The organism is Streptomyces actuosus, assembly GCF_016921115.1.
Lineage (GTDB): Bacteria > Actinomycetota > Actinomycetes > Streptomycetales > Streptomycetaceae > Streptomyces > Streptomyces actuosus_A.
The window spans coordinates 119472-141855 of record NZ_JAFFZS010000016.1 but is presented as its reverse complement, the minus strand read 5'-3'; the positions used below and the strand labels follow the sequence as shown (position 1 = coordinate 141855).

Sequence of the window (22384 nt, the reverse complement as noted above, 5' to 3'; positions counted from 1 at the left end):
CACGCGCGTGCGTGACGGCGCGGGCGGGCCGGCGCCGCCGTCGGGCACGGGCGGAGGGGCCCGTGGGACGCCGGAAGCCCCGGCGCGGACGCCGGGGCTTCGAGCGGTCGGTCTCGGGGTGCGTCGTCAGACGGTGACGCCGTGCGCGCGGAGGTAGGCGACGGGGTCCATGTCGGACCCGTACTCCGCCGTCGTCCGCGCCTCGAAGTGCAGGTGCGGGCCGGTGACGTTGCCCGTCGCGCCCGACCGGCCGATCTGCTGGCCGGTGACCACCTGCTGGCCGACCGAGACGGACAGGGACGACAGGTGGCCGTACTGGGTGTACGAGCCGTCGTGCATCCGGATGACGACCTGGTTGCCGTAGGCACCGCCCCAGCCGGCCTCGACGACGGTGCCGTAGCCGACCGCGTGGACGGTGGTGCCGCTCGCCGCGTGGAAGTCGATGCCGGTGTGGCTGCCGGAGGACCACAGAGTGCCGCCGGTGCGGTAGCCGGTGGAGACGTAGGACCCGGCGATCGGCGCCACGAAGGTGTTGAGGCGCTTGCGCTCGGCCTCGCGGGCGGCGCGCTCCCGGGCCTCGCGCACCCTCTCGGCCTGCTCGGCGGCCCGCTTGCGGGCGGCCTCCTCGGCCGCCTTCTGGTCGGCGGCCTCCTTCTGGGCCTTCGCCTGAGCGTCGATCTCCTCGGCGACCGAGTCGTCGATGCTGATCACCGGGAGGAGCCCGGTCTGCTCGGCCGCCGGCTCCGCGGCGAGCGCGGGTGCCGCCAGGGTGCCCGCGACGCCGGTCGTGGTGAGGGCGGCGATGCCGGCCGCCTGCGCGGTGGTCCGCTTCATCCTGCTCGGACGGCGGTGCTTCCCGGTGGCGCAGCTGAACGCCATGTAGTGGCTGGTCCTTTCCTTCCCTCTCGCCTACCGGGTTAGCTGACGGGTTCGGAGCAGGAAGGTCTCCTACGGGCCCCCTCGCGCCTGGCGCGGGCACCCGATTCACCCCTGGGGACTGCGGTGGGTCCCCGGCTCCCCTGGCTCGCACCGTACGGGGACTCGGCGATGACTGCCCGGTGCCGCGGGCGCGGCGCACTGCCGGACGGACAGCCCGCACGACGCTAAGGGGGCGGACTTTCAATACCCAAACGGAACAGCGTTTTTGTAGCGCATCCCACAGGGCAGACAGGCAACCTCCGCATCAATACGGACATTCGGAGGCCTCCTGGCCTTCGCTCGCAAAAGGGCCCTGGTGGTCCGTCGTCCACCAGGGCCCCACGTACGCGTGCCTACTCGGCCGCGACGACGGTGACTTCGCCGATACCGAGGGCCTCCACGGGCTCCTTGATCTGCGCGGCATCGCCCACGAGGACGGTCACCAGCCGGTCCACCGGGAAGGCGCTCACGGCTGCGGCGGTGGCCTCCACGGTGCCGGTGGTGGCCAGCTGCCGGTACAGGGTGGCCTGGTAGTCGTCGGGCAGGTGCTGCTCGACCTGGTCGGCCAGCGTGCCCGCGACGGCTGCCGCGGTCTCGTACTTCAGCGGCGCCACGCCCACGAGGTTCTGCACGGCGACGTCACGCTCGGCGTCGGTCAGCCCCTCGGCGGCCAGCGTGCGCAGCACCGTCCACAGGTCCTGCAGGGCGGGGCCGGTGTTCGGGGTGTCGACCGAGCCGCTGATCGCGAGCATCGCGGCACCCGTGCCGTCCGGGGCGGACCGCAGGACCTGCCCGAACGCGCGGACGCCGTAGGTGTAGCCCTTCTCCTCCCGCAGGACGCGGTCCAGACGGGAGGTGAGGGTGCCGCCGAGGCAGTAAGTCCCGAGGACCTGGGCGGGCCAGACCCGGTCGTGGCGGTCGGGGCCGATCCGGCCGATCAGCAGCTGCGTCTGGACGGCCCCGGGACGGTCCACGACGACGACACGGCCGGTGTCGTCGGCGGTCACCGGCGGCACGGGCCGCGGCGCGACCGACGAGCCCGTCCAGGAGCCGAGTGTGTCGCCGAGCAGCGCGTCGAGGTCGATGCCGGAGAGGTCGCCGACGACCACGGCGGTGGCGGTGGCCGGCCGCACATGCCGTTCGTAGAAGGCGCGCACGGCCGCGGCGTCGATGCCGGCGACGGTCTCCTCGGTCCCCTGGCGGGGGCGCGACATGCGCGAGGTCGCCGGGAACAGCTGCCTGGACAGCTCCTTGGCGGCGCGCCGGGCGGGGTTGGCCAGCTCGTGCGGGATCTCGTCGAGGCGGTTGCGGACCAGTCGCTCGACCTCGCTGTCGGCGAAGGCGGGTGCTCTCAGGGCGTCGGCGACCAGGCCGAGCGCCTTGGCCAGCCGGGAGGCGGGCACCTCCAGGCTGATGCGGACACCCGGGTGGTCGGCGTGCGCGTCGAGGGTCGCGCCGCACCGCTCCAGCTCGGCGGCGAACTCCTCGGCGGTGTGCTTGTCGGTTCCTTCGGAGAAGGCCCGCGCCATGATCGTGGCGACGCCGTCGAGGCCGGCCGGCTCCGCGTCCAGGGGCGCGTCGAGCAGTACCTCCACGGCGACCACCTGCTGGCCGGGGCGGTGGCAGCGCAGCACGGTCAGTCCGTTGCCGAGGCCGGCGCGCTCCGGGGCCGGAAAGGCCCACGGCCTGGGCTCGCCCGCCTCGGGCCGGGGGCGGAACTCCATCTGGGCGAGCTCGGTCACTTGGCCGCCTCCTCGTTGTCGTCGGTGGCTTCCACGGTGGCCGCGGACTCCGGGTCCTCGGTGCCTTCCACGTCCTCGGCGTGCTCCGGGGCGAGCGGCTCGTAGACGAGGACCGCCCGGTTGTCGGGCCGCAGGCGGGCCGCGGCGACCGCGCGGACCTCCTCCGGCGTCACCTCCAGCACGCGCTGGACGGCCGTGAGGGCGAGCTGCGGGTCACCGAACAGGACGGCGTACCGGCACAGTTCGTCGGCGCGGCCGGCGACCGTGCCGAGCCGGTCCAGCCACTCACGCTCCAGCTGGGCCTGCGCGCGCTCCATCTCCCCGGGCGTGGGGCCCTCCTCCGCGAACCGGGCGAGCTCCTCGTCGATGGCGGTCTCGATGACCGGCACCTCGACGTCGCCGGAGGTCTTGACGTCCAGCCAGCCCAGGGAGGGCGCCCCGGCCAGCCGCAGGAGACCGAAGCCGGCCGCGACGGCCGTCCGGTCGCGGCGGACGAGCCGGTTGTACAGGCGGGAGGACTCGCCCCCGCCGAGAACGGTCAGGGCGAGGTCGGCGGCGTCGCACGCGCGCGTGCCGTCGTGCGGGAGGCGGTAGGAGGCCATCAGGGCACGCGCCGGCACCTCCTCCTGGACGACCTCGCGCAGCTCGCGGCCGATGACCTCGGGCAGGCTGCCGTCACGGGGCTCCGGTTTGCCGTCGTGGGACGGGATGGAGCCGAAGTACCTCTCGACCCAGGCGAGCGTCTGCTCCGGGTCGATGTCGCCGACGACCGACAGGACCGCGTTGTTGGGCGCGTAGTAGGTGCGGAAGAACCGGCGGGCGTCCTCCAGGGTGGCCGCGTCGAGGTCCGCCATCGAACCGATGGGCGTGTGGTGGTAGGGGTGGCCCTCGGGGTAGGCGAGAGCGGTCAGCCGCTCGAAGGCGGTGCCGTAGGGGACGTTGTCGTAGCGCTGGCGGCGCTCGTTCTTGACGACGTCGCGCTGGTTCTCCATCGACTCGTCGTCGAGGGCGGCCAGCAGGGAGCCCATGCGGTCGGCCTCCAGCCAGAGGGCGAGCTCCAGCTGGTGCGCGGGCATGGTCTCGAAATAGTTGGTGCGCTCGAAGCTGGTGGTGCCGTTGAGGGAGCCGCCGGCGCCCTGCACCAGCTCGAAGTGGCCGTTGCCCTTGACCTGGGCGGAGCCCTGGAACATCAGGTGCTCGAAGAGGTGAGCCAGGCCGGTACGCCCCTTGACTTCGTGCCGGGAGCCGACGTCGTACCAGAGGCACACCGCCGCGACCGGGGTCAGGTGGTCCTCGGAGAGCACCACGCGCAGGCCGTTGGCCAGGCGGTGCTCGGTCGCTGTCAGGCCGCCGGAGCCTGCCTCGGCTGCAGCCGTGTGACCCATGGGCATGTACGTCCCTTCGATCGCGGAGGCGGTCATCGAGAACCGCGCTTTTCCTGCCGGTCGTGCCACTGTATGCAAGCGTGCGGACGACCGGCGAAGTTCCCGCTGGGCGTACGCCGAGAGCGAGATCGCGTAGCCTCGGCGGTTGTTCCCGGCCACGGGCCGCGCCGGCTGCCGTCCACCCCCCGGTCACGTCATGTCCGGCCTCCGGTCCCCGTCGTGCCGGGTCCGCGATACCGCCTCACGCCGGGTCCCGGCCCGCGTTGTCAGTCGCGCGGTCCACAATGGTCCGCGTCAGTCCCGTTCACGCTTCAGCAAGGAGCCGGCAGCGATGGCCCGCCGCAGCACGAAGACCCCGCCGCCCGACGATGCGTACGAGGAGAAGATCCTCGACATCGACGTCGTGGACGAGATGAAGGGTTCGTACCTCGAGTACGCGTACTCGGTCATCTACTCCCGCGCCCTGCCGGACGCCCGGGACGGCCTGAAGCCGGTGCACCGCCGCATCGTCTACCAGATGAACGAGATGGGCCTGCGCCCCGACCGCGGCTACGTGAAGTGCGCCCGCGTCGTCGGCGAGGTGATGGGCAAGCTGCACCCGCACGGAGACGCGTCGATCTACGACGCCCTGGTGCGCATGGCGCAGCCCTTCTCCATGCGCGTGCCGCTGGTCGACGGCCACGGGAACTTCGGCTCGCTCGGCAACGACGACCCGCCGGCCGCCATGCGGTACACCGAGTCCCGGATGACCGAGGCCACCAGCCTGATGACGGAGTCGATCGACGAGGACACGGTCGACTTCGCGCCCAACTACGACGGCCAGGAGCAGGAGCCGGTCGCCCTGCCCGCCGCCTTCCCGAACCTCCTGGTCAACGGCACCTCCGGGATCGCCGTCGGCATGGCCACCAACATGCCGCCGCACAACCTGCGCGAAGTGATCGCCGCCGCGCGCCACCTCATCAGGCACCCGAACGCCGACCTCGACGCCCTGATGCGGCACATCCCGGGCCCGGACCTGCCCACCGGCGGCAAGATCGTCGGGCTGTCCGGCATCCGCGACGCGTACGAGACGGGCCGCGGCACCTTCAAGATCCGCGCGACGGTCTCCGTGGACACCGTGACGGCGCGCCGCAAGGGCCTGGTCGTCACCGAGCTGCCGTTCGCCGTCGGCCCGGAGAAGGTGATCGGCAAGATCAAGGACCTGGTCGGCGCGAAGAAGCTCCAGGGCATCGCCGACGTCAAGGACCTCACCGACCGCGAGCACGGCCTTCGCCTGGTGATCGAGATCAAGAACGGCTTCGTGCCCGAGGCGGTCCTGGAGCAGCTGTACAAGCTGACCCCGATGGAGGAGTCCTTCGGGATCAACAACGTCGCCCTGGTCGACGGCCAGCCGCTCACGCTCGGGCTGAAGGAGTTGCTGGAGGTCTACCTCGACCACCGCTTCGAGGTCGTGCGGCGCCGGTCGGAGTTCCGCCGCGGCAAGCGGCGCGACCGCCTGCACCTGGTCGAGGGCCTGCTCACGGCCCTGGTCGACATCGACGAGGTCATCCGCCTCATCCGCTCCAGCGACAACTCCGCCCAGGCCAAGCAGCGCCTGATGGAGCGCTTCGCGCTCAGCGAGGTGCAGACGCAGTACATCCTCGACACGCCGCTGCGCCGCCTGACCAAGTACGACCGGATCGAGCTGGAGGCGGAGCGGGACAAGCTCACGGCGGAGATCGCGGAGCTGACCCGGATCCTGGAGTCGGACGCGGAGCTGCGCAAGCTGGTCTCCTCGGAACTGGCCGCGGTGGCGAAGAAGTTCGGTACCGACCGGCGCACGGAGCTGCTGGAGTCGGCCGGTGTCCCGGCGGCCGCGGTGCCGCTCCAGGTCGCCGACGCCCCGTGCCGGGTACTGCTGTCCTCCACGGGGCTGCTCGCGCGCACCGCCGACGGCGACCCCTTCGAGGACGCGCACGGCCGCCGGGTCAAGCACGACGTGATCGTCTCGGCGGTTCCGGCGACGGCGCGCGGCGAGATCGGCGTCGTCACATCGGCGGGCCGCCTGCTCCGGATCAACGTGATCGACCTTCCGCAGCTGCCGGAGCGCATGCCCTCACCGAACCTCTCGGGCGGTGCCCCGCCGTCGGAGTTCATCTCGCTGGCCGACGACGAGCGGGTGGTCTGCCTGACCACGCTCGACGAGTCGGCACCGGGCCTGGCGCTCGGCACGGAGCAGGGCGTGGTCAAGCGCGTCGTGCCCGACTACCCGGCCAACAAGGACGAGCTGGAGGTCATCACCCTCAAGGAGGGCGACCGGATCGTCGGCGCGGTCGAACTGCGGACCGGCGAGGAGGACCTGGTCTTCATCACGGACGACGCACAGCTGCTGCGCTATCAGGCCTCCCAGGTCCGCCCGCAGGGCCGGCCGGCCGGCGGCATGGCGGGCGTCAAGCTCACCGAGGGTGCGAAGGTCATCTCCTTCACGGCCGTCGACCCGGCGGCGGACGCGGTGGTGTTCACGGTGGCCGGCTCCCGCGGCACCCTGGACGACTCCGTCCAGACGACCGCCAAGCTGACCCCGTTCGACCAGTACCCGCGCAAGGGCCGGGCCACGGGCGGCGTGCGCTGCCAGCGCTTCCTGAAGGGCGAGGACTGCCTGTCCCTGGGCTGGGCCGGCGCGGCCCCGGCCCGAGCGGCGCAGAAGAACGGGGCCCCGGCCGAACTGCCGGAGATCGACCCGCGCCGCGACGGCTCCGGCGTGTCCCTGGCGAAGCCGGTGTCGGTGGTGGCCGGGCCGGTGTAGGGGGCGGGCCTGGCTCGTGGCGGGGCCTGGCCATGGAGGAGGGCCTGCCCGGTGGCCGGGCTGGTCAGGTGGCGGGCCTGCCCGGTGACCCGGCCGTTTCGGTCACCGGGCAGGCCTGACGGTGCCGTTCTCCGGTCGCGCCGCCCGGGTCTGTCGTGCAGGGTCCGCCGGATCGCCCGGCCGCAGCGGTCGACCCCGGCGACCTGTAAGGCTCCGGTGCCGGAGTGCGTTCTCGGCCTGGGCCTCGGCGAGGGACGGGCCGCCGCGCTCGGTGCCGACGGACACGTTCCGTCCGTTCGGCCCGACAGACGGGCCGCCGACGTGAGGCACCGAGCCATGAGCATCCGGCTGCACCTTCGCGCCGTCGCGGAGTCCGAGATCCGGGACGACCACACCTGGCTCGCGGCGTTCACGTCCGAGGCTTGGGACAACCACCCGGACGCATACGCGGCGGGTTCCGCCGCATCGATCGACAAGATCTGGAACTCCGTCGATCGCCTCTACGCCGCGGCCCGCGTCCTCGAAGCAGACGCCGGCAAGCCCTGGACGCTGCCGATCTACGGTGGCCGCCCCGTGGCGCACAGTGCGGACGCCGCCCTCCCCGATCCACCCTTGATGATTCTTGAGCCGCAGGGTGTGTCCCGGGCGGCAGACTTCCTCGCGCGTGTCTCTTTCGACGAGCTGTGGAACGTCACCGGTGCCGAACTCGTCGGCCCCGGTCAGGACGAGCCGCAGGCCGAGCAGGAATTCCTCGGCCTTCACGGGCACCTCCGAGCGTTCTGCACGCGGGCGGCCGCGGCGGGCCACGCGGTGGTCAAGGCGGTGTGGGCTTGAGACACCGTCACGTGCCGGGTACAGCCCCCTCTTGACGGCTGCGACCTGCCCGGAAGCGCACGACGCGGCACCCGCTCAAGACGGGCCGACCGGGCCGGATCTCCACGCCTCGCAGAGCTCGGCCACCCTCGGAACAAGATCCACTCTGCACGACGGGCACCACCCCTTGTGCCGCGGCAGGCAACCTCTGCCCGTCAAGGAGCGGCGTCCGGTGCGTGCTCTCGGTGCCGGCCTGAAGCCCTCGTACTGGATGTACTCGGGCTTTCGTCCGGTGCGGCGAGAGTGCGTGCCGGGCGTCGCGACGGGGCGAACGTCGCCTGGTGCGCCACTAGCCGGCCAGGTCCGGCGCCTCCTCCGGCCCCGGTCCGTCAGGGTGCTGCACGTAGCGCAGGACACCCCACATTCCGTGCTCGTCGGCGGTGTGCGGAGCGTCGCTCCGGCACGCCTCCAGGGCCTTGGCGAGGCACTCGGCGTCGATACCGGAGCCGATGAGCACGAGCTGGGTGAGCCGGTCCTCGCCGGGCGGCCACGGCTCCGGGTAGAAGCGCAGGAAGCGTCCGACGGCATGGACGGCGTACCGGTTGCGGACGTCGTACGGCCCGAGGTCGATGTAGCCCTTGATCCGGTACAGCCCCTCGGACCGGCCGTCGAGGAACTCCATCAGACGGCGGGGGTCGATGGGCGCGTCGGAGGAGAAGGACAGGCTGTCGTACGCGGTGTGCAGGTGCCCCGCGTGCTCGTCCGCGCCGTCGGCGTGGTCGTGGAGGTCGTCGAACGACAGTTGCCCGATGCGCTCCTCGCCGGGCCGGCAGTCGAAGAGGAAGGCGGGGTCGATGCGGCCGTAGGTGGCCGGGACGACGGCGGCACGGTCGTTGAGCGACCGGACGAGTTCCAGGACGCGCGCGCCGTCGGCGGTCCGGTCGAGTTTGTTGACCACGACGAGGTCGGCGAGGCCGAGGTGCCGGTCGAGTTCGGGGTGCACGGCCCGGGTGTCGTCGATCTCCGCCGCGTCGACCACCTCGACGAGCCCGCCGTAGACGACGCGCGGGTTCTCGGTGGCCAGCACCATCCGCACCAGTTCCTGCGGTTCGGCGAGTCCGCTGGCCTCGATGACGACGACGTCGATGCCGAGGGACGGGTCGGCCAACCGGTCGAGATACCGATCGAGCTCGCCGGCGTCGACGGCGCAGCACAGACAGCCGTTGCCGAGGGACACGGTCGAGTCGCCCAGGGCGCCCGCGACGGCCATCGCGTCGATCTCGATGGCCCCGAAGTCGTTGACGATCGCCCCGATCCGGCTGCCGCCGCTGCGGTGCAGAAGGTGATTGAGCAGCGTGGTCTTGCCGGAACCCAGGAATCCGGCGAGGACGACGACCGGGACCTGCGCCGGGAGCTGCACCGGAACCTGCTGCGGACTCAGGGGCGAAGGCACGTGTACGACCTCTCTCACGCCGACGCGTACACCGGCTCGCAACCGGGCGTACGTATGAGGATTGAATGCCGCCCCAGGATACGAGTCGTGAGAATCGCCGCGAAGTGAACGATTGTTAGCAGTGCATGCGGGGCAGACGTTGGGCGAGGCGCTGGTTCGCGCGACCCTCGCATCCCTCCGTGCGCCTCCTCTCCGCCTCCCCGCCGATCAGAGCCGCTCGGCACCCTGGAGGTGGCAAGCGCCGCCCACAGCTCGCCGGTCCCCCACAGTCGACCCGCATTCCGACGACCGGCGGACGGCCGCATGATTCGGGGGTTGACATGGTCACACGGAAGCTCTTCACGGGGAGGCTCAGCTCCGCCGCACTAGCCCTTCTCGCCTCCACGGCGGCGTTGACGCTGGCGCAGCGTCAACGCCGCCTCGAAGAGGCACGGCTGCGAGAGAGGCAGCTGGAACTCGACGAACTGGCGGTCCGGCGCAGGGCCTACGCACATCAACAGCGCATGCACTGGGAGCTGCTGGCCAGGGCAATCGACGATCCCTCTCTCGCGGCCGTGATCGACACATATGACGCGAGGATCCCGGCGGAGAAACGCCGTCAGTTCTTCTACGCCAATGCCTGGTACGCCTATCTGTTCCACCTGTACCGCGCAGACGTCCTGGACAAGGAGGAGCTCTACAAACACTTGCGGGAGTTCTTCCAGAGTCCGCTCTTCCGGGAGTACTGGGAGGCTTCACGGGCCCAGCGAGCCACTCTCAAGCAGACATCGGCCGAGGCTGACATAGGACGCATGGTGGACGGCCTCGTACAGGAACTGGATGAGGCGGACACGGACGAGTGGTGGGTGGTGGGCAGCCCGCCGGCCGAATGACCTTTGACCTGTCGCACCGTCAACGCGTCTTCACGGACGACACGTCAGGGTGTCTTTTTCACTTCTGCACTCACGGGCGCCAGAAAGGCCATACCCTTGCTGCTTCAAGATCAAATCTTGCCCGAAAGACTGGTGCCCCTTTGAAGATCGTGCGCCGCATCGGTGTGCCCCCGAGCGCCCGAGGCAGTAACTCAGGAGCGAACTGCCCGGACGTGTTCGAGCTGAGCGACGGTAACTTTGCAGTGATCGGCACCGAGGCCACAGAGGCGCTGGACCGTGAACTGCCCACCGACGCCTCCCGCGCCAGCTACGAACGCATCGTCATCGTGAGCCGTGAGACGCTGATCCGCGCCAAGGCGGACATCCCCGACGCCTGAGCTGCCCGGACGAGCACGCATCCCACCGGCGTGTTCCCTCATCTTCCGGCAGCACACGATCGCTCCACGCCGGAAAGTCGTCCGGCGAGCAGCTCGGCACCCCGTCCCTGCTCGACCTTCATCGATGAGGCCTGGCGCCAGAACGGCACCAGGCCACACGCATGTCTCAGGCACCCTGGGGAACCCGCACCGGCGGCACCGGACCCACGTAGCGCGCCACCGGTCGGATGATCTTCGAGTCCCGGGCCTGCTCCAGGATGTTGGCGCTCCAGCCCACCACGCGGGCCGCCGCGAACGTCGGCGTGAACATCTCGCGGGGCAGACCGCACAGTTCCATGACGACCCCGGCGTAGAATTCTACGTTCGTGTGGAGTTCGCGGCCCGGCTTCAGCTCCGCCAGGATCGCCTCCACCCGGCGCTCGACCTCGACGGCGAACTCCACACGAGGTCCGCCGAATCGCTGGGCGATCTCACGGAGCATGCGCGAACGGGGATCCTCGGTGCGGTAGATCGCGTGGCCGAAGCCCATGATGCGCTCGCCCGCCATGACCCGTGCACGGATCCAGGCGTCGATGCGGTCGGGCGTGCCGATGGCGTCCAGGGTGTCCAGGGCGCGGCTCGGCGCACCGCCGTGCAGGGGCCCGGAAAGGGCTCCCACCGCGGCGACGAGGCACGCGGCGACATCGGCGCCGGTCGAGGCGACGACACGGGCGGTGAAGGTGGACGCGTTGAATCCATGGTCGATCGTCGAGATCAGGTACTGCTCGACCGCGCGGGCCCGCTCCGGTTCCGGTTCCGCGCCGGTCAGCATGTAGAGGTAGTTGGCCGCATACGACAGATCCTCGCGCGGCTCCACCGGTGCGAGCCCCCGGCCCAGCCGGTACAGCGCGGTCAGCAGCGTCGGCACGGCCGCGGCGGCCAGGACGGTGTCCTCCCGGCGCTGTTCGGCGTCGGTGTCGTAGACGGGCCGGAAGCCCTTGGCCGCGCCCAGCAGGGACAGGGCGGTGCGCATGCCGGCGAGCGGGCCGGAGGATCCGGATGTCGCCGCGACGGCGGGCAGCGCTGCGCGGACCTCGTCGGGCAGGCGCCGCAGCGCCGCCGTTCGCGCGGCGAACGCGGCACTCTGCCGGGCGCCCGGCAGTGCGCCGTGGACCAGCAGGTGCCATACGTCCTCGAAGCCGCGTGCCCGGGCGAGCTCGACGGCTGAGTACTGGCGGTAGTGGTAGAAGCCCTCGAGGCCCCGGACGTCACCGACCTCGGTGTCGGTGACGACGACACCGGCGAGGCCTCGCGGTACGTCGACGCGGGCGGCTACGGACCTGTTGACGGACATGTCTTCCTCCCTGGACTTGATTCGACTGTCGATGATTGACAGATTTATTGTCAATATTGATTGAATCAACCCATGGATCCATGTCCGATGAGGCGGCTACGGTGACCTCCATGCGCGATCAAGAACCCGGCCCCGGCCACCCGGGACGGCGGCTGAGCACCAAGGAGGCCGCCGACCTGCTCGGCGTGAAGCCCGAGACGGTGTACGCCTACGTCAGCCGCGGCCAGCTCAGCAGCCGGCGCACGCCCGGCGGACGGGGCAGCACCTTCGCCGCCGAGGAGGTGGAGGCACTGGCCCGCCGCAACCGGCGCGACAGCGGCGCGAGTCCGGGCTCCGGCGCGGAGCTGGCCGTGCGCACCCGCATCACGCTGATCGAGGAGGACCGGTACTACTTCCGGGGTGTCGACGCGACCGAGCTGGCCGCGCGGCACTCCTACGAGGAGATCGCCGAGTGGCTGTGGACCGGTCGCCTGCGCCCCGGCACCGCCTTCACCGCGCCCGAGGCCACGGTCGCCGCCGCCCGCGACGTGGTGGACGCGCTGCCCGAGCACACCGGCCCGACCGACCGGCTGCGGGTCGCCGCGATCGCCGCCGCAGCCGCCGACCCGCTGCGCTTCGACCTGTCCGAGCAGGCCGTGCTCGGCACCGCACGGGTCCTCATCCCGACGCTCGTCGCCGCGCTGCCGCCGATGCTGGAGGCCCACCCCGACGAAGGCCCGCTGGCCCGGCGCCTGTGGAGCCGGCTCTCCGGCCGGGAGGCCGACGACGCCTCCCTGCGCGTCCTGGACACCGCACTGGGCCTGCTCGTCGACCACGACCTCGCCGCCTCCACCCTCGCGGTGCGCGTCGCCGCCTCGGCCCGCGCCCACGCCTACGCGGCCGTCTCGGCGGGCCTCGGAGTGCTGGAGGGCCCTCTGCACGGCGCCGCCAGCGGGCTGGCCCACCGGCTGCTGCTGGAGGTGCTCGACCAGGGCTCCGCCGGCCCGGTGATCGCGGAGGAGCTGCGGGCAGGCCGCCGCATCCCCGGACTGGGTCACCGCCTCTACTCCGGCGAGGACCCTCGCGCGCGTGCCCTCTTCGCCCTGCTGGAGCAGATCCCGCGCGCGGAGCCCGCCCTCCTCGCGGCCCGCGACATCGTGGCCACCACCGCGCGCCACGCACCCCTGCACGCCAACGTGGACCTGGCCCTCGCGGTGCTCACCGCCTCCTCCGGCATGGCTTCCACGGCAGGCGAGACGATCTTCGCGGTGGCACGCACGGCGGGCTGGATCGCGCACGCCCTGGAGGAGTACGGCGAGCGCCCGCTGCGCATGCGTCCCAGCGGCCGGTACGTCGGTCCCCCGGTGCCCCAGCCGCTCCCGGAGTAGGGCGGGAGGAGCCGGGACGGCAGACGCACGGACACGGCCGGAAGTCACCCCGTGGCGGCCCAGGTTAGGCTCACCTGTGTGAGTACGTGCGCGACCGTCTCGCGGGACCTCGACGAGCCCGTTTCCGGGACCGCGGCCACCGCCAGGACCTGGCTCCTGCTGGAGCAGCCCGGCCCCTGGGGCGCCGGAGCGCTCACTTCGAGCCATCTCGACCCCGTGCTGGGACGCGCCCTGGAGAACGCCGCGCAGGGCACCGGCGTGCGCATCGCGCTCATCCGGCGGCCGGGCCGTCACGCCGACCTCCGCACCCCCGCTCCGCGCCGGGTGTTCGCGGCGCACACCATGCCGGGCAACGCCTGGCTGCGCACAGCCGCCGTGGACGATCCGAGGGAGCTGCTCGGCCTGGACCTCGGAGCGCTCGGCCGTGGCGATCACGGGGGCTTCGACGCGGTGCTGGGCGCCGGCCCGCACACCGGCGCCCCGCTCGCCCTGGTGTGCACCAACGGCAAGCGCGATCGCTGCTGCGCCCTGCTGGGCCGACCGCTGGCGGCCGAGCTGACCGCGTCCGGCGTGCACGGCATCTGGGAGGTCACCCATCTGGGTGGTCATCGCTTCGCACCGACGGTGCTCGTCCTGCCGTACGGCTACGCCTACGGCCGCGCCGAGGCCCACGGCGTCAAGGAAGTCCTGCGGGGTGTCCGGGAGGGCCGGATCGTCGTCGAGGGGTGCCGGGGCAGCTCGGCCTGGGAGCGGCCCGGGCAGGCGGCGGAGCTGGCGGTGCGCCGGGCGGCCGGCGTGTACGCCGCGGACGTGCTGAGCGTCGTGTCCACGGACGGGCCGGCCCCGCGCCGGGAGGTGGTCGTCGCGCACGCCGACGGACGGCGCTGGCGCGTCGTGGTGACCCGGAGTGCCGCACTGCCGCCCCGGCCGGAGAGTTGCGCGGCGGCGGTCCTGGGGACGCCCGCGCGGATGGACGTGGAGTCCGTGCGGGAGCTGGCGCCGGCCGGCAGGCATTGACCGGATCAGGTACCACCTGCCGATCGGTCGGCCCGCCACACGGTCCGGACTGCCGCGTCCATGTTGATCAAGTCGACCCGGTGATCCTGGCCGCACCCCTTCGGCTGGAAACGGACCCCCGCGTACCGTCTTGGGCATGAGTCCGACTCCCCCACGCCGCCTGCGCCTGGGCCTGCCGCGACGCGTGTTCTCCCAGGTGCTGCTGATGCAGGTGGCCATCGCCGCGGGAGTCGCCGTCCTGGCCGCCGGCCTGTTCCTGGCTCCGCTCAGCCACCAGCTGGACGACCAGGCCATGCACCGGGCGCTCGCCATCGCGCAGACCACCGCGCAGCAGCCGCAGATCGCGACGGACCTCCAGCGCACGGCACCCCGCCCCGACGGACCCGTGCAGCAGCAGGCGGAGCGGATCCGGCTCGCCACGGGCGCCGAGTACGTCGTGATCATGAACCTCGACGGCACGCGCTGGTCGCACACCGACCCGGCGCGGATCGGCGGCCATGTGTCGACCGATCCCAGCCAGGCCCTGGGCGGCAAGGAAGTCGTGGGGATCGACGAGGGCACCCTCGGACGTTCGGCCCGCGGCAAGGTGCCGTTGCGCGACGCCGAGGGACGCATCGTCGGGGCCGTCTCGGTGGGCATCGCCTACGACAGCGTCAGGGCGCGCCTGATCAGTGCGATCCCGGGTCTGCTCGCGCTGGCCGGTGGGGCCCTGGCCGTCGGCGCGCTGGCCGCCTGGCTCGTCTCTCGGCGGGTTCAGCGACAGACGCGGGATCTGGCCTTCTCGGACATCTCGGCGCTGCTCGCCGAGCGTGAGGCGATGCTGCACGGCATCCGCGAGGGCGTGGTGGCCCTGGACCGCTCCGGCCGCGTCCGCCTCCTCAACGACGAGGCACAGCGCCTGCTGGGCGTCGGCGAGGAGACGGTCGGACGGTCGCCCGACGACGCGCTGGGCAAGGGCCGTACGGCGGACGTGCTGGCCGGCCGGGTCACGGGAACCGATCTGCTCACGGTGCGCGGGCAGCGCGTCCTGGTGGCCAACCGGATGCCCACCGGGGACGGCGGCGCCGTCGCCACCCTGCGCGACCGTACCGAGTTGGAGGAGCTCGCGCGGGAGCTGGACTCCACGCACGGCCTGATCGACGCCCTGCGCGCCCAGGACCACGAGCACGCCAACCGCATGCACACCCTGCTCGGGCTGCTCGAACTGGAGATGTACGACGACGCCGTGGCGTTCGTCGGCGAGGTGGTCGGCGACCACCGGACCACCGCGGAACAGGTCACCGAGAAGATCCAGGACCCGCTGCTGGCCGCCCTGCTGGTGGGCAAGGCGACCGTCGCGGCCGAGCGTGGGGCCGCTCTGCGGATCTGCGACCGCACACAACTGCCCGACCGGCTGGTCGATCCCCGGGGGCTGGTCACCGTGGTCGGCAACCTGGTCGACAACGCGCTCGACGCCGTGGCGGGCACCCGGCACGCGCGCGTGGAGATCGAGTTGCGGGCCGAGGGCCGTACGGTCGTGCTGACGGTGCGCGACACGGGGCCGGGGATCCCCGCGGAGCAGCGGGAGCTGGTCTTCACCGAGGGATGGTCCACGAAGAGGCCTCCGGCCCACGGCAAACGCGGCATCGGACTGTCGCTGGTGCGGCGGCTGGCCGAGCGGCAGGGCGGCAGGGCGACCGTGGTCGAGGCGGACGGCGGGGGCGCGCGGTTCACCGTCGTCCTGCCCGAGGCTCTGGCCGAGCCGGGCCCCGATCCCGCTCCGGCCGCGTCCCTGGGTGCGGTTGCCGAGGAGGGGGCACGGTGATCGAGGTCCTGGTCGTGGACGACGACATCAGGGTGGCCCAGGTCAACGCCGCGTACGTGGAGAGGGTGCCGGGCTTCCGCGTCGCCGGTCGGGCGCACTGCGCGGCCGAGGCGCTGCGCCTGACGGAGCTGGTCCGTCCGGACCTGGTGCTGATGGACCACTACCTGCCGGACGGGACCGGCCTGGAGGTCGTCCGCGAGATGCGCCGACGCGACCACGGTACGGACGTGATCATGGTGACGGCGGCACGGGACGTCGCCGTGGTGCAGGCAGCTATGCGGCAGGGGGCCCTGCAGTACCTGGTGAAGCCGTTCACCTGGCCCCGGCTGCGCGCGAAACTGGAGTCGTACGCGCAGCTGCGCCGCGCCCTGGACGCCGGCGGAGAGGCGGAGCAGGCCGACGTCGACCGCTTCTTCGGCGCACTGTCCGCGCCGTCGGAGCCGACGCTGCCGAAGGGGCACTCCCCGGCCACCGCCGACCTCGTGCGCCGGTGCCTGAGGGGCGCCGACGGCTCGCTGTCCGCCCACGAGGTGGCCGAACGGACCGGCGTGAGCCGGCAGACCGCGCAGCGCTATCTGAAGCTCCTGGAGCGCACGGGGCAGGTCGAGCTGACCCTCAGATACGGCGACGCGGGCCGCCCGGAACACCGTTACGTGTGGGCGACCCGCCACTGAGGGCACGGCCGGCGGGTCAGCCGGCCGCCTTCTCGACGGACTCGGTCGTGTCCGTCCGCCTCAGGTCCACCTCGGCATTCCTGACGGTGGGGTCGAACGCCGAGGTGGACCTTCTCGACGGTCTCGGGACCGTCCTCGGGCATGACACCGTCCCCGGCGAACATCGGCAGGTTGTTCTTGACGGCCTCCGCGTAGAGCGCCTTGTCGCCCCTGGGATTGGTCGGCGGGCATCTCGCTGGCGGACTCTGTGGCGCTGTGGGTGGACATCCGGTTGAGTGTCTTGACGAATGCACTGGCCAGCTGCTGGAGGGTGTCCTTGTGGCCGTACGCCCCTGGCGGTCGGGGGACCGGGCTCCCGCAGGTGCCGCGGCACCGTGCACGACGGTGCCGGACGCGGCGCCTTGCGGGTGGCCAGGTTGCCGTGCGCGGCGGCGTCTCAGACGGCCCCCGCGCCCGTCAGCGAGCGGACCTCCGTCTCCGCGTGTTTGGCCTCGTCGGGGATCTCGGCGGAGGTGACCGTGCCGAGCCAGCCCGCGAGGAAGCCGAGGGGGATGGAGAGCAGGCCGGGGTTGCGCAGGGGGAAGTACTGGAAGTCGACACCCGGGAACAGGGATTCCGGGCTGCCGGACACCACCGGTGACAGGGCGACGAGCAGGAGCGCCGGCACCAGCCCGCCGTACACGGCCCACACGGCGCCCCGGGTGGTGAAGCCGCGCCAGAACAGCGAGTAGAGCAGCACGGGCAGGTTGGCGGAGGCCGCCACGGCGAAGGCGAGGCCCACGAGGAAGGCGACGTTGAGGTCGCGCGCGAGCAGGCCGAGCGCGATCGCGACGACACCGATGCCGATCGCGGCGACCCGGGCCACGGCCACCTCGCTGCGCGGTGTGCGGCGGCGGCGCCGCAGCGAGGCGTACAGGTCGTGCGCCACGGACGCGGAGGAGGCGAGGGTGATGCCGGCGACCACCGCGAGGATCGTGGCGAAGGCGACGGCGGCGACCACGGCGAACAGGACGGTTCCACCGGTGGAGTTCGCACCGCCGCCGAGATCGAGGGCCAGCAGTGGAACCGCCGTGTTCCCGGCCGCGTTCGACTGCCGTACCGTGTCCGGCCCGACGATGGCGGCAGCGCCGAAACCGAGCACGATCGTCATCAGGTAGAAGCCGCCGATGAGCCCGATCGACCAGACCACCGAGCGCCGGGCGGCCCGCGCGGTCGGCACGGTGTAGAAGCGGGACAGGATGTGCGGCAGCCCCGCGGTGCCCAGTACCAGGGCGAGTCCCAGGCTGATGAAGTCGAACCGCGCGGTCCAGTCCCCGCCGTACTTCAGCCCCGGCGCCAGGAACGCGGCGCCGTGGCCGCTGCGGTCGGCCGCGGCCAGGAGGAGCCGGTCGAAGTCGCCGTGGAAGCGCACCAGGACCAGCACGGTCAGGGCGACGGTGCCGCCGAGCAGCAGGACCGCCTTGACGATCTGGATCCATGTGGTGGCCCGCATCCCGCCCAACGACACGTAGACGACCATGAGCGCGCCGACGCCGATGACGGTCCAGGCCTGCGCCGCCTCGCCCGTGCGTCCGAGGAGCAGGGCGACCAGGCTGCCGGCGCCCACCATCTGCGCCACCAGGTAGAGAACGGACACCGTGACCGAGGAGGTTCCCGCCGCGATCCGCACCGGCCGCTCGCGCATCCGGGCCGCGACCACGTCGGCGAGCGTGAACCGGCCGCAGTTGCGCACGAGTTCGGCGACGAGGAACAGCACCACGAGCCACGCCACGAGGAAGCCCACGGAGTACAGCAGACCGTCGTAGCCGTACAGGGCGATGAGCCCGGAGATGCCGAGGAAGGAGGCGGCCGACATGTAGTCGCCGGCGATGGCAAATCCATTCTCCATGGGCGAGAAGAGCCGCCCGCCCGCGTAGAACTCCTCGGCCGAGCCGCGCCGGTTGCGGCTCACCCAGGTCGTGATCCCCAGGGTGACGGCCACGAAGGCGCTGAACAGCAGCAGGGCCAGGGACTGGTGGTTTCCCGTCACGACACACCGCCTCGGGCGCCGCGGGCCAGTTCCTGGGTGTCCCAGCGCAGTTCCAGGGCGGCCCGGTCCCGGCGCAGCCGGGCGTGGCGGACGTAGGCCCAGGTGAGCAGGAAGGTGCTGAGGAACTGTCCGAGTCCGGCGAGCATCGCCACGTTCACCGCGCCGACCACCCGGCGCGCCATGATCCCGGGCGCGGTCGTCGCGGCCACGACGTACCCGAAGTACCAGGTCAAGAAGCCGGCGACCGCCGGGATCACGAACCTCCGGTACCGGCTGCGCACTTCTTGGAAGGCCGCGCTGCGCTGCACCGAGAGGTAGACGTCGGCCGTGGCGACCTCGTCCGGCACCGGGCGCGCGGGCGGGACCGCGGCGACTGTGACGTCCCCGGCCGACTCGCCCCACCCGGAGGCGAGGGCGTCGTACCACGGGTCGTCGTACCGTGTGCCCTCGGGGGCTCCGAAGGCGGACGGAGTGTGGCGTTCCTGGCTGTCGGCGGGATTCTCGGTACCGCCCCCGCGCGGACGACCGTTGCTTGACTGCATGCCCAAGGATGGACAGAACGGGAAGATCCCTGACTCTTCTCTCCGCGCTCTTCACCCCATCAGGTGACTCAGCTCACCCAAGTCTCGACGGCCCCTTCGCGTACGCGCAAAGCATCGCCCGGGCAGGGTCCTTGATTCCCGCCCCGGCGGACAGGGTGTCGATGTGCGTCTTCACCGTGACGGCGGAGACCTGCAGCCTGCGGGCGATCTCCGGGGTGCTCGGTCTCCGCCCGAGGGTGGACACGGCCCCGGGCGAGGTGGCCCGAGCCGGAGGGGCCGGGGACGTCCGGCACGTCCCGGGCGCCGGGTGGGTGCGCCTGGCGCCGGGCCGTCGACCGCACCGGGGCCGGCCCGGGGCGGGGCGACGCGGTCCGGACAACACCTCCGCCGGCCGAGCACCGGTGCCCGGCGCCGTGGCCGGGCACCGGTGCTCGGGTGTGGGCGACCGGGGTGGGCGCCGTGTCCGGCCGCCGTGGTCAGGCGTCGATGCGGGAGCGGTCCAGCGTCGCCGCGGATCCGGAGATGAACTCCTTGCGCGGCGCCACGTCGTTGCCCATGAGCAGGTCGAAGACCTGCTCGGCGGCCTCCAGGTCGGACAGGTTGATGCGGCGCAGGGTGCGGTGGCGGGGGTCCATCGTGGTCTCGGCCAGCTGGTCGGCGTCCATCTCGCCGAGACCCTTGTAGCGCTGGATGGAGTCCTTGTGGCGGATGCCCTTGCTCTGGAACTCCATGAGCTTGTCGCGCAGCTCGCGGTCCGAGTAGGTGTACACGTACTTGTCCATGCCCTTCTTCGGCTGGACCAGTTCGATGCGGTGCAGCGGGGGCACCGCGGCGAAGACACGGCCGGCCTCGACCATGGGCCGCATGTAGCGCTGGAACAGCGTGAGCAGCAGACAGCGGATGTGGGAGCCGTCCACGTCGGCGTCGGTCATCATGATGATCTTGCCGTAGCGGGCTGCGTCCAGGTCGAAGGTGCGGCCCGAGCCGGCCCCTATGACCTGGATGATCGCACCGCACTCGGCGTTCTTGAGCATGTCCGTGACGGACGACTTCTGGACGTTGAGGATCTTGCCGCGAATCGGCAGCAGCGCCTGGAACTCGGAGTTCCGGGCGAGCTTCGCCGTGCCGAGCGCGGAGTCGCCCTCGACGATGAACAGCTCGCTGCGCTCCACGTCGTCGCTGCGGCAGTCGGCCAGCTTGGCGGGGAGCGAGGAGGACTCCAGAGCCGTCTTGCGGCGCTGCGCGTCCTTGTGCTGACGGGCGGCGATGCGGGTGCGGGCGGCCGCGACGGCCTTCTCCAGGATCGCCCGGGCCTGGGCGGCGGCGTCGCGCTTGGTGGAGGTCAGGAACCCCTTGAGCTCCTTGGAGACCACGTTGTTCACGATGCGGCGGGCCGCGGAGGTGCCGAGGACCTCCTTGGTCTGCCCCTCGAACTGCGGCTCGGCCAGCCGTACGGTCACGACGGCGGTGAGCCCCTCCAGGGCGTCGTCCTTGACGATGTCGTCCTCGGCGACGCGCAGCAGCTTCTTGGCGCGCAGCACCTCGTTGAGCGTCTTGGCGACGGCCTGCTCGAAGCCGGCGACGTGGGTGCCGCCCTTGGGAGTGGCGATGATGTTGACGAACGACCGGAGCGTGGTGTCGTAGCCGGTGCCCCAGCGCAGGGCGACGTCGACGCCGAGTTCGCGCGTGACCTCGGTCGGAGTCATCTGGCCGTGCTCGTCGAGGACCGGGACCGTCTCCTTGAAGGTGCCCTGCCCGGTGAAACGGAGGATGTCGCAGACGGCCCTGTCACGCGCCAGGTACTCACAGAACTCGCTGATGCCGCCATCGAAGCGGAAGGACTCCTCACCTTTGCTTCCGCCCTCGCCGAGGCCGAACTCGTCCCGGACGACGATGGTCAGTCCCGGGACCAGGAAGGCCGTCTGGCGGGCGCGCTGGTGCAGCGTCTCCAGGGAGAGCTTGGCGTCCTTGAGGAAGATCTGGCGGTCGGCCCAGTAGCGCACGCGCGTGCCGGTCCGGGTCTTGGGGATCTTCTTCCCCCGGCGCAGTCCCTTGGTCTCGAACCGGGCGTCCGGGCCGTCGGCGGCGAACGCGCCGGGGACGCCGCGCCGGAAGCTGATCGCGTGGGTGTTGCCCGCGCGGTCGACCTCGACGTCGAGCCGGGCGGACAGGGCGTTGACGACAGAGGCGCCGACGCCGTGCAGACCGCCGGACGCGGCGTAGGAGCCGCCGCCGAACTTGCCTCCGGCGTGCAGCTTGGTCATGACGACCTCGACACCGGACAGGCCGGTCTTGGGCTCGACGTCGACCGGGATGCCGCGGCCGTTGTCCCGGACCTCGACCGACCCGTCGTCGTGCAGGATCACCTCGATGTGGTCGCAGTACCCCCCCAGGGCCTCGTCCACGGAATTGTCGATGATCTCCCACAGACAGTGCATCAGGCCCCGGCTGTCGGTGGAGCCGATGTACATACCTGGGCGCTTGCGCACGGCCTCGAGCCCCTCGAGGACGAGAAGGTGCCGCGCGGTGTAGTTGGACCCGTCCCGCTCGGCTCCTGCCAGCAGCGCTGTGGACGACACGGACGTCTCGGCGGTCACGCGGTTCGCTCCTCGCTGAATTTCAGATGGGGCCCTGAAGGGTAAGGGCACGGCTTCGGTCACCGCTCAGAGGGTACCGAGGCCTGGTAGAGCCGTTGTAACGCCACCCTCGTGCTCCCTACAGACTAGTCGAGAGTCGCATGGGTGTTCGATCCCTCGATGGGGTGAAGTGCACATCACGTTCCCTTGGAGGCATGAACCATTTAGGCTCCGGGCACGTCCTCAAGAACGAACCGGCAACCCGGCCGGGAGGGCCGACCATGACCGACAGCGCGAAACCGTAAGGCACGACAGACACGCAATACGGCACATTCGCCGCCAAACCGGCAGCAGCCAGCCTCCTCGGAAGAATCTTTCGAGGAGAAGCCGCGAGCGGGAACGTTTTGGGGCTGGTTGGATGTTGACCCTGGTACGACAGCTCGTCGAGCTAGAGAAGAGGCGACGTGACTACTGTTCTGACCCCCGCGAGCCCGCTGACGGCCGCTGATCGATGCGACCGCTGCGGCGCCCAGGCGTACCTGCGCGTCGTCCTGCTGAGCGGCGGAGAACTGCTCTTCTGCGCCCACCACGGCCGCAAGTTCGAGCCGGAACTCAAGAAGATCGCCGCCGAGATACAGGACGAGACGGAGCGGCTCACGTCCGCTCCCGGCACTGCGTCCGACGAAGAGCGCTGATC

Annotated in this window: 17 protein-coding genes, 1 pseudogene and 1 riboswitch; of the genes and pseudogenes, 9 read left to right on the top strand and 9 right to left on the bottom strand. The window is 71.6% G+C overall.

What is annotated here, in order from left to right; translation table 11 throughout:
• Positions 1–126: 126 nt before the first annotated feature.
• The 3 genes from JS756_RS20860 to JS756_RS20850 all read right to left on the bottom strand — a co-directional run bounded on the left by JS756_RS20860 (position 127) and on the right by JS756_RS20850 (position 4081).
• Positions 127–879 (bottom strand): M23 family metallopeptidase, encoded by a 753-nt coding sequence (locus JS756_RS20860; protein ID WP_205384654.1) that lies wholly within the window; start codon positions 877–879, stop codon positions 127–129.
• Positions 880–891: 12 nt separating this feature from the next.
• A riboswitch (cyclic di-AMP (ydaO/yuaA leader) is annotated at positions 892–1057 on the bottom strand.
• 214 nt (positions 1058–1271) lie between these two features.
• Complete coding sequence (locus JS756_RS20855) at positions 1272–2660, bottom strand: M16 family metallopeptidase (protein WP_205384653.1); 1389 nt, start codon at positions 2658–2660, stop codon at positions 1272–1274.
• On the bottom strand, positions 2657–4081 hold the full coding sequence (locus JS756_RS20850; RefSeq protein ID WP_240204087.1) for a M16 family metallopeptidase: 1425 nt from the start codon (positions 4079–4081) through the stop codon (positions 2657–2659). Before JS756_RS20850 ends, JS756_RS20855 begins: the two co-directional genes overlap by 4 nt.
• A gap of 295 nt (positions 4082–4376) precedes the next feature.
• On the opposite strand from JS756_RS20850, the gene JS756_RS20845 reads away from it, so the two are divergent.
• A complete protein-coding gene (locus JS756_RS20845; RefSeq protein ID WP_205384652.1) occupies positions 4377–6830 on the top strand; it encodes a DNA gyrase/topoisomerase IV subunit A in 2454 nt (817 codons plus the stop codon).
• Positions 6831–7166: 336 nt separating this feature from the next.
• A complete protein-coding gene (locus JS756_RS20840; protein ID WP_205384651.1) occupies positions 7167–7664 on the top strand; it encodes a DUF1877 family protein in 498 nt (165 codons plus the stop codon).
• A 328-nt stretch (positions 7665–7992) separates the two neighbouring features.
• Here JS756_RS20840 and JS756_RS20835 read toward each other — a convergent pair whose 3' ends face one another.
• Positions 7993–9096, bottom strand: coding sequence for a CobW family GTP-binding protein (locus JS756_RS20835; protein ID WP_307790851.1), 1104 nt, complete (start codon positions 9094–9096; stop codon positions 7993–7995).
• A 320-nt stretch (positions 9097–9416) separates the two neighbouring features.
• On the opposite strand from JS756_RS20835, the gene JS756_RS20830 reads away from it, so the two are divergent.
• Together JS756_RS20830 and JS756_RS20825 are read left to right on the top strand one after the other, a co-directional pair.
• The gene (locus JS756_RS20830) at positions 9417–9968 is read left to right on the top strand and encodes a DUF6082 family protein (RefSeq protein WP_205384650.1); all 552 of its coding nucleotides are present in this window, start codon (positions 9417–9419) and stop codon (positions 9966–9968) included.
• Between the two features lie 140 nt (positions 9969–10108).
• Positions 10109–10345, top strand: a complete 237-nt coding sequence (locus JS756_RS20825) for a hypothetical protein (RefSeq protein ID WP_205384649.1) — start codon at positions 10109–10111, stop codon at positions 10343–10345.
• Positions 10346–10511: 166 nt separating this feature from the next.
• Here the strand turns inward: JS756_RS20825 and JS756_RS20820 are convergent, their stop codons facing one another.
• Entirely contained in the window at positions 10512–11678 is a 1167-nt protein-coding gene (locus JS756_RS20820; RefSeq protein WP_205384648.1) for a citrate synthase/methylcitrate synthase, read from the bottom strand.
• Positions 11679–11788: 110 nt separating this feature from the next.
• Between JS756_RS20820 and JS756_RS20815 the strand changes: the two genes are divergently transcribed.
• The 4 genes from JS756_RS20815 to JS756_RS20800 all read left to right on the top strand — a co-directional run bounded on the left by JS756_RS20815 (position 11789) and on the right by JS756_RS20800 (position 16540).
• On the top strand, positions 11789–13045 hold the full coding sequence (locus tag JS756_RS20815) for a citrate synthase (protein WP_205384647.1): 1257 nt from the start codon (positions 11789–11791) through the stop codon (positions 13043–13045).
• A 78-nt stretch (positions 13046–13123) separates the two neighbouring features.
• On the top strand, positions 13124–14062 hold the full coding sequence (locus tag JS756_RS20810; RefSeq protein WP_205384646.1) for a ferredoxin family protein: 939 nt from the start codon (positions 13124–13126) through the stop codon (positions 14060–14062).
• A 136-nt stretch (positions 14063–14198) separates the two neighbouring features.
• Positions 14199–15866, top strand: coding sequence for an ATP-binding protein (locus tag JS756_RS20805; RefSeq protein ID WP_205384645.1), 1668 nt, complete (start codon positions 14199–14201; stop codon positions 15864–15866).
• Complete coding sequence (locus JS756_RS20800) at positions 15863–16540, top strand: response regulator (protein WP_205384644.1); 678 nt, start codon at positions 15863–15865, stop codon at positions 16538–16540. The genes JS756_RS20805 and JS756_RS20800 overlap by 4 nt, the downstream gene beginning before the upstream one ends.
• A gap of 16 nt (positions 16541–16556) precedes the next feature.
• Here the strand turns inward: JS756_RS20800 and JS756_RS36880 are convergent.
• From JS756_RS36880 to JS756_RS20785, 4 genes and pseudogenes are all read right to left on the bottom strand, one after another.
• Positions 16557–16864 (bottom strand): annotated as a pseudogene (locus JS756_RS36880) (ABC transporter substrate-binding protein); the annotation flags it as partial.
• A 112-nt stretch (positions 16865–16976) separates the two neighbouring features.
• Complete coding sequence (locus JS756_RS20795; RefSeq protein WP_205384643.1) at positions 16977–18569, bottom strand: monocarboxylic acid transporter; 1593 nt, start codon at positions 18567–18569, stop codon at positions 16977–16979.
• Positions 18566–19111, bottom strand: coding sequence for a DUF485 domain-containing protein (locus tag JS756_RS20790; RefSeq protein WP_205384642.1), 546 nt, complete (start codon positions 19109–19111; stop codon positions 18566–18568). The genes JS756_RS20795 and JS756_RS20790 overlap by 4 nt, the downstream gene beginning before the upstream one ends.
• Before the next feature lie 476 nt (positions 19112–19587).
• The gene (locus tag JS756_RS20785) at positions 19588–21708 is read right to left on the bottom strand and encodes a DNA gyrase/topoisomerase IV subunit B (RefSeq protein ID WP_205384641.1); all 2121 of its coding nucleotides are present in this window, start codon (positions 21706–21708) and stop codon (positions 19588–19590) included.
• Positions 21709–22151: 443 nt separating this feature from the next.
• Between JS756_RS20785 and JS756_RS20780 the strand changes: the two genes are divergently transcribed.
• Positions 22152–22382 (top strand): DUF7455 domain-containing protein, encoded by a 231-nt coding sequence (locus JS756_RS20780; protein ID WP_205384640.1) that lies wholly within the window; start codon positions 22152–22154, stop codon positions 22380–22382.
• The last annotated feature ends 2 nt before the right edge of the window (positions 22383–22384 follow it).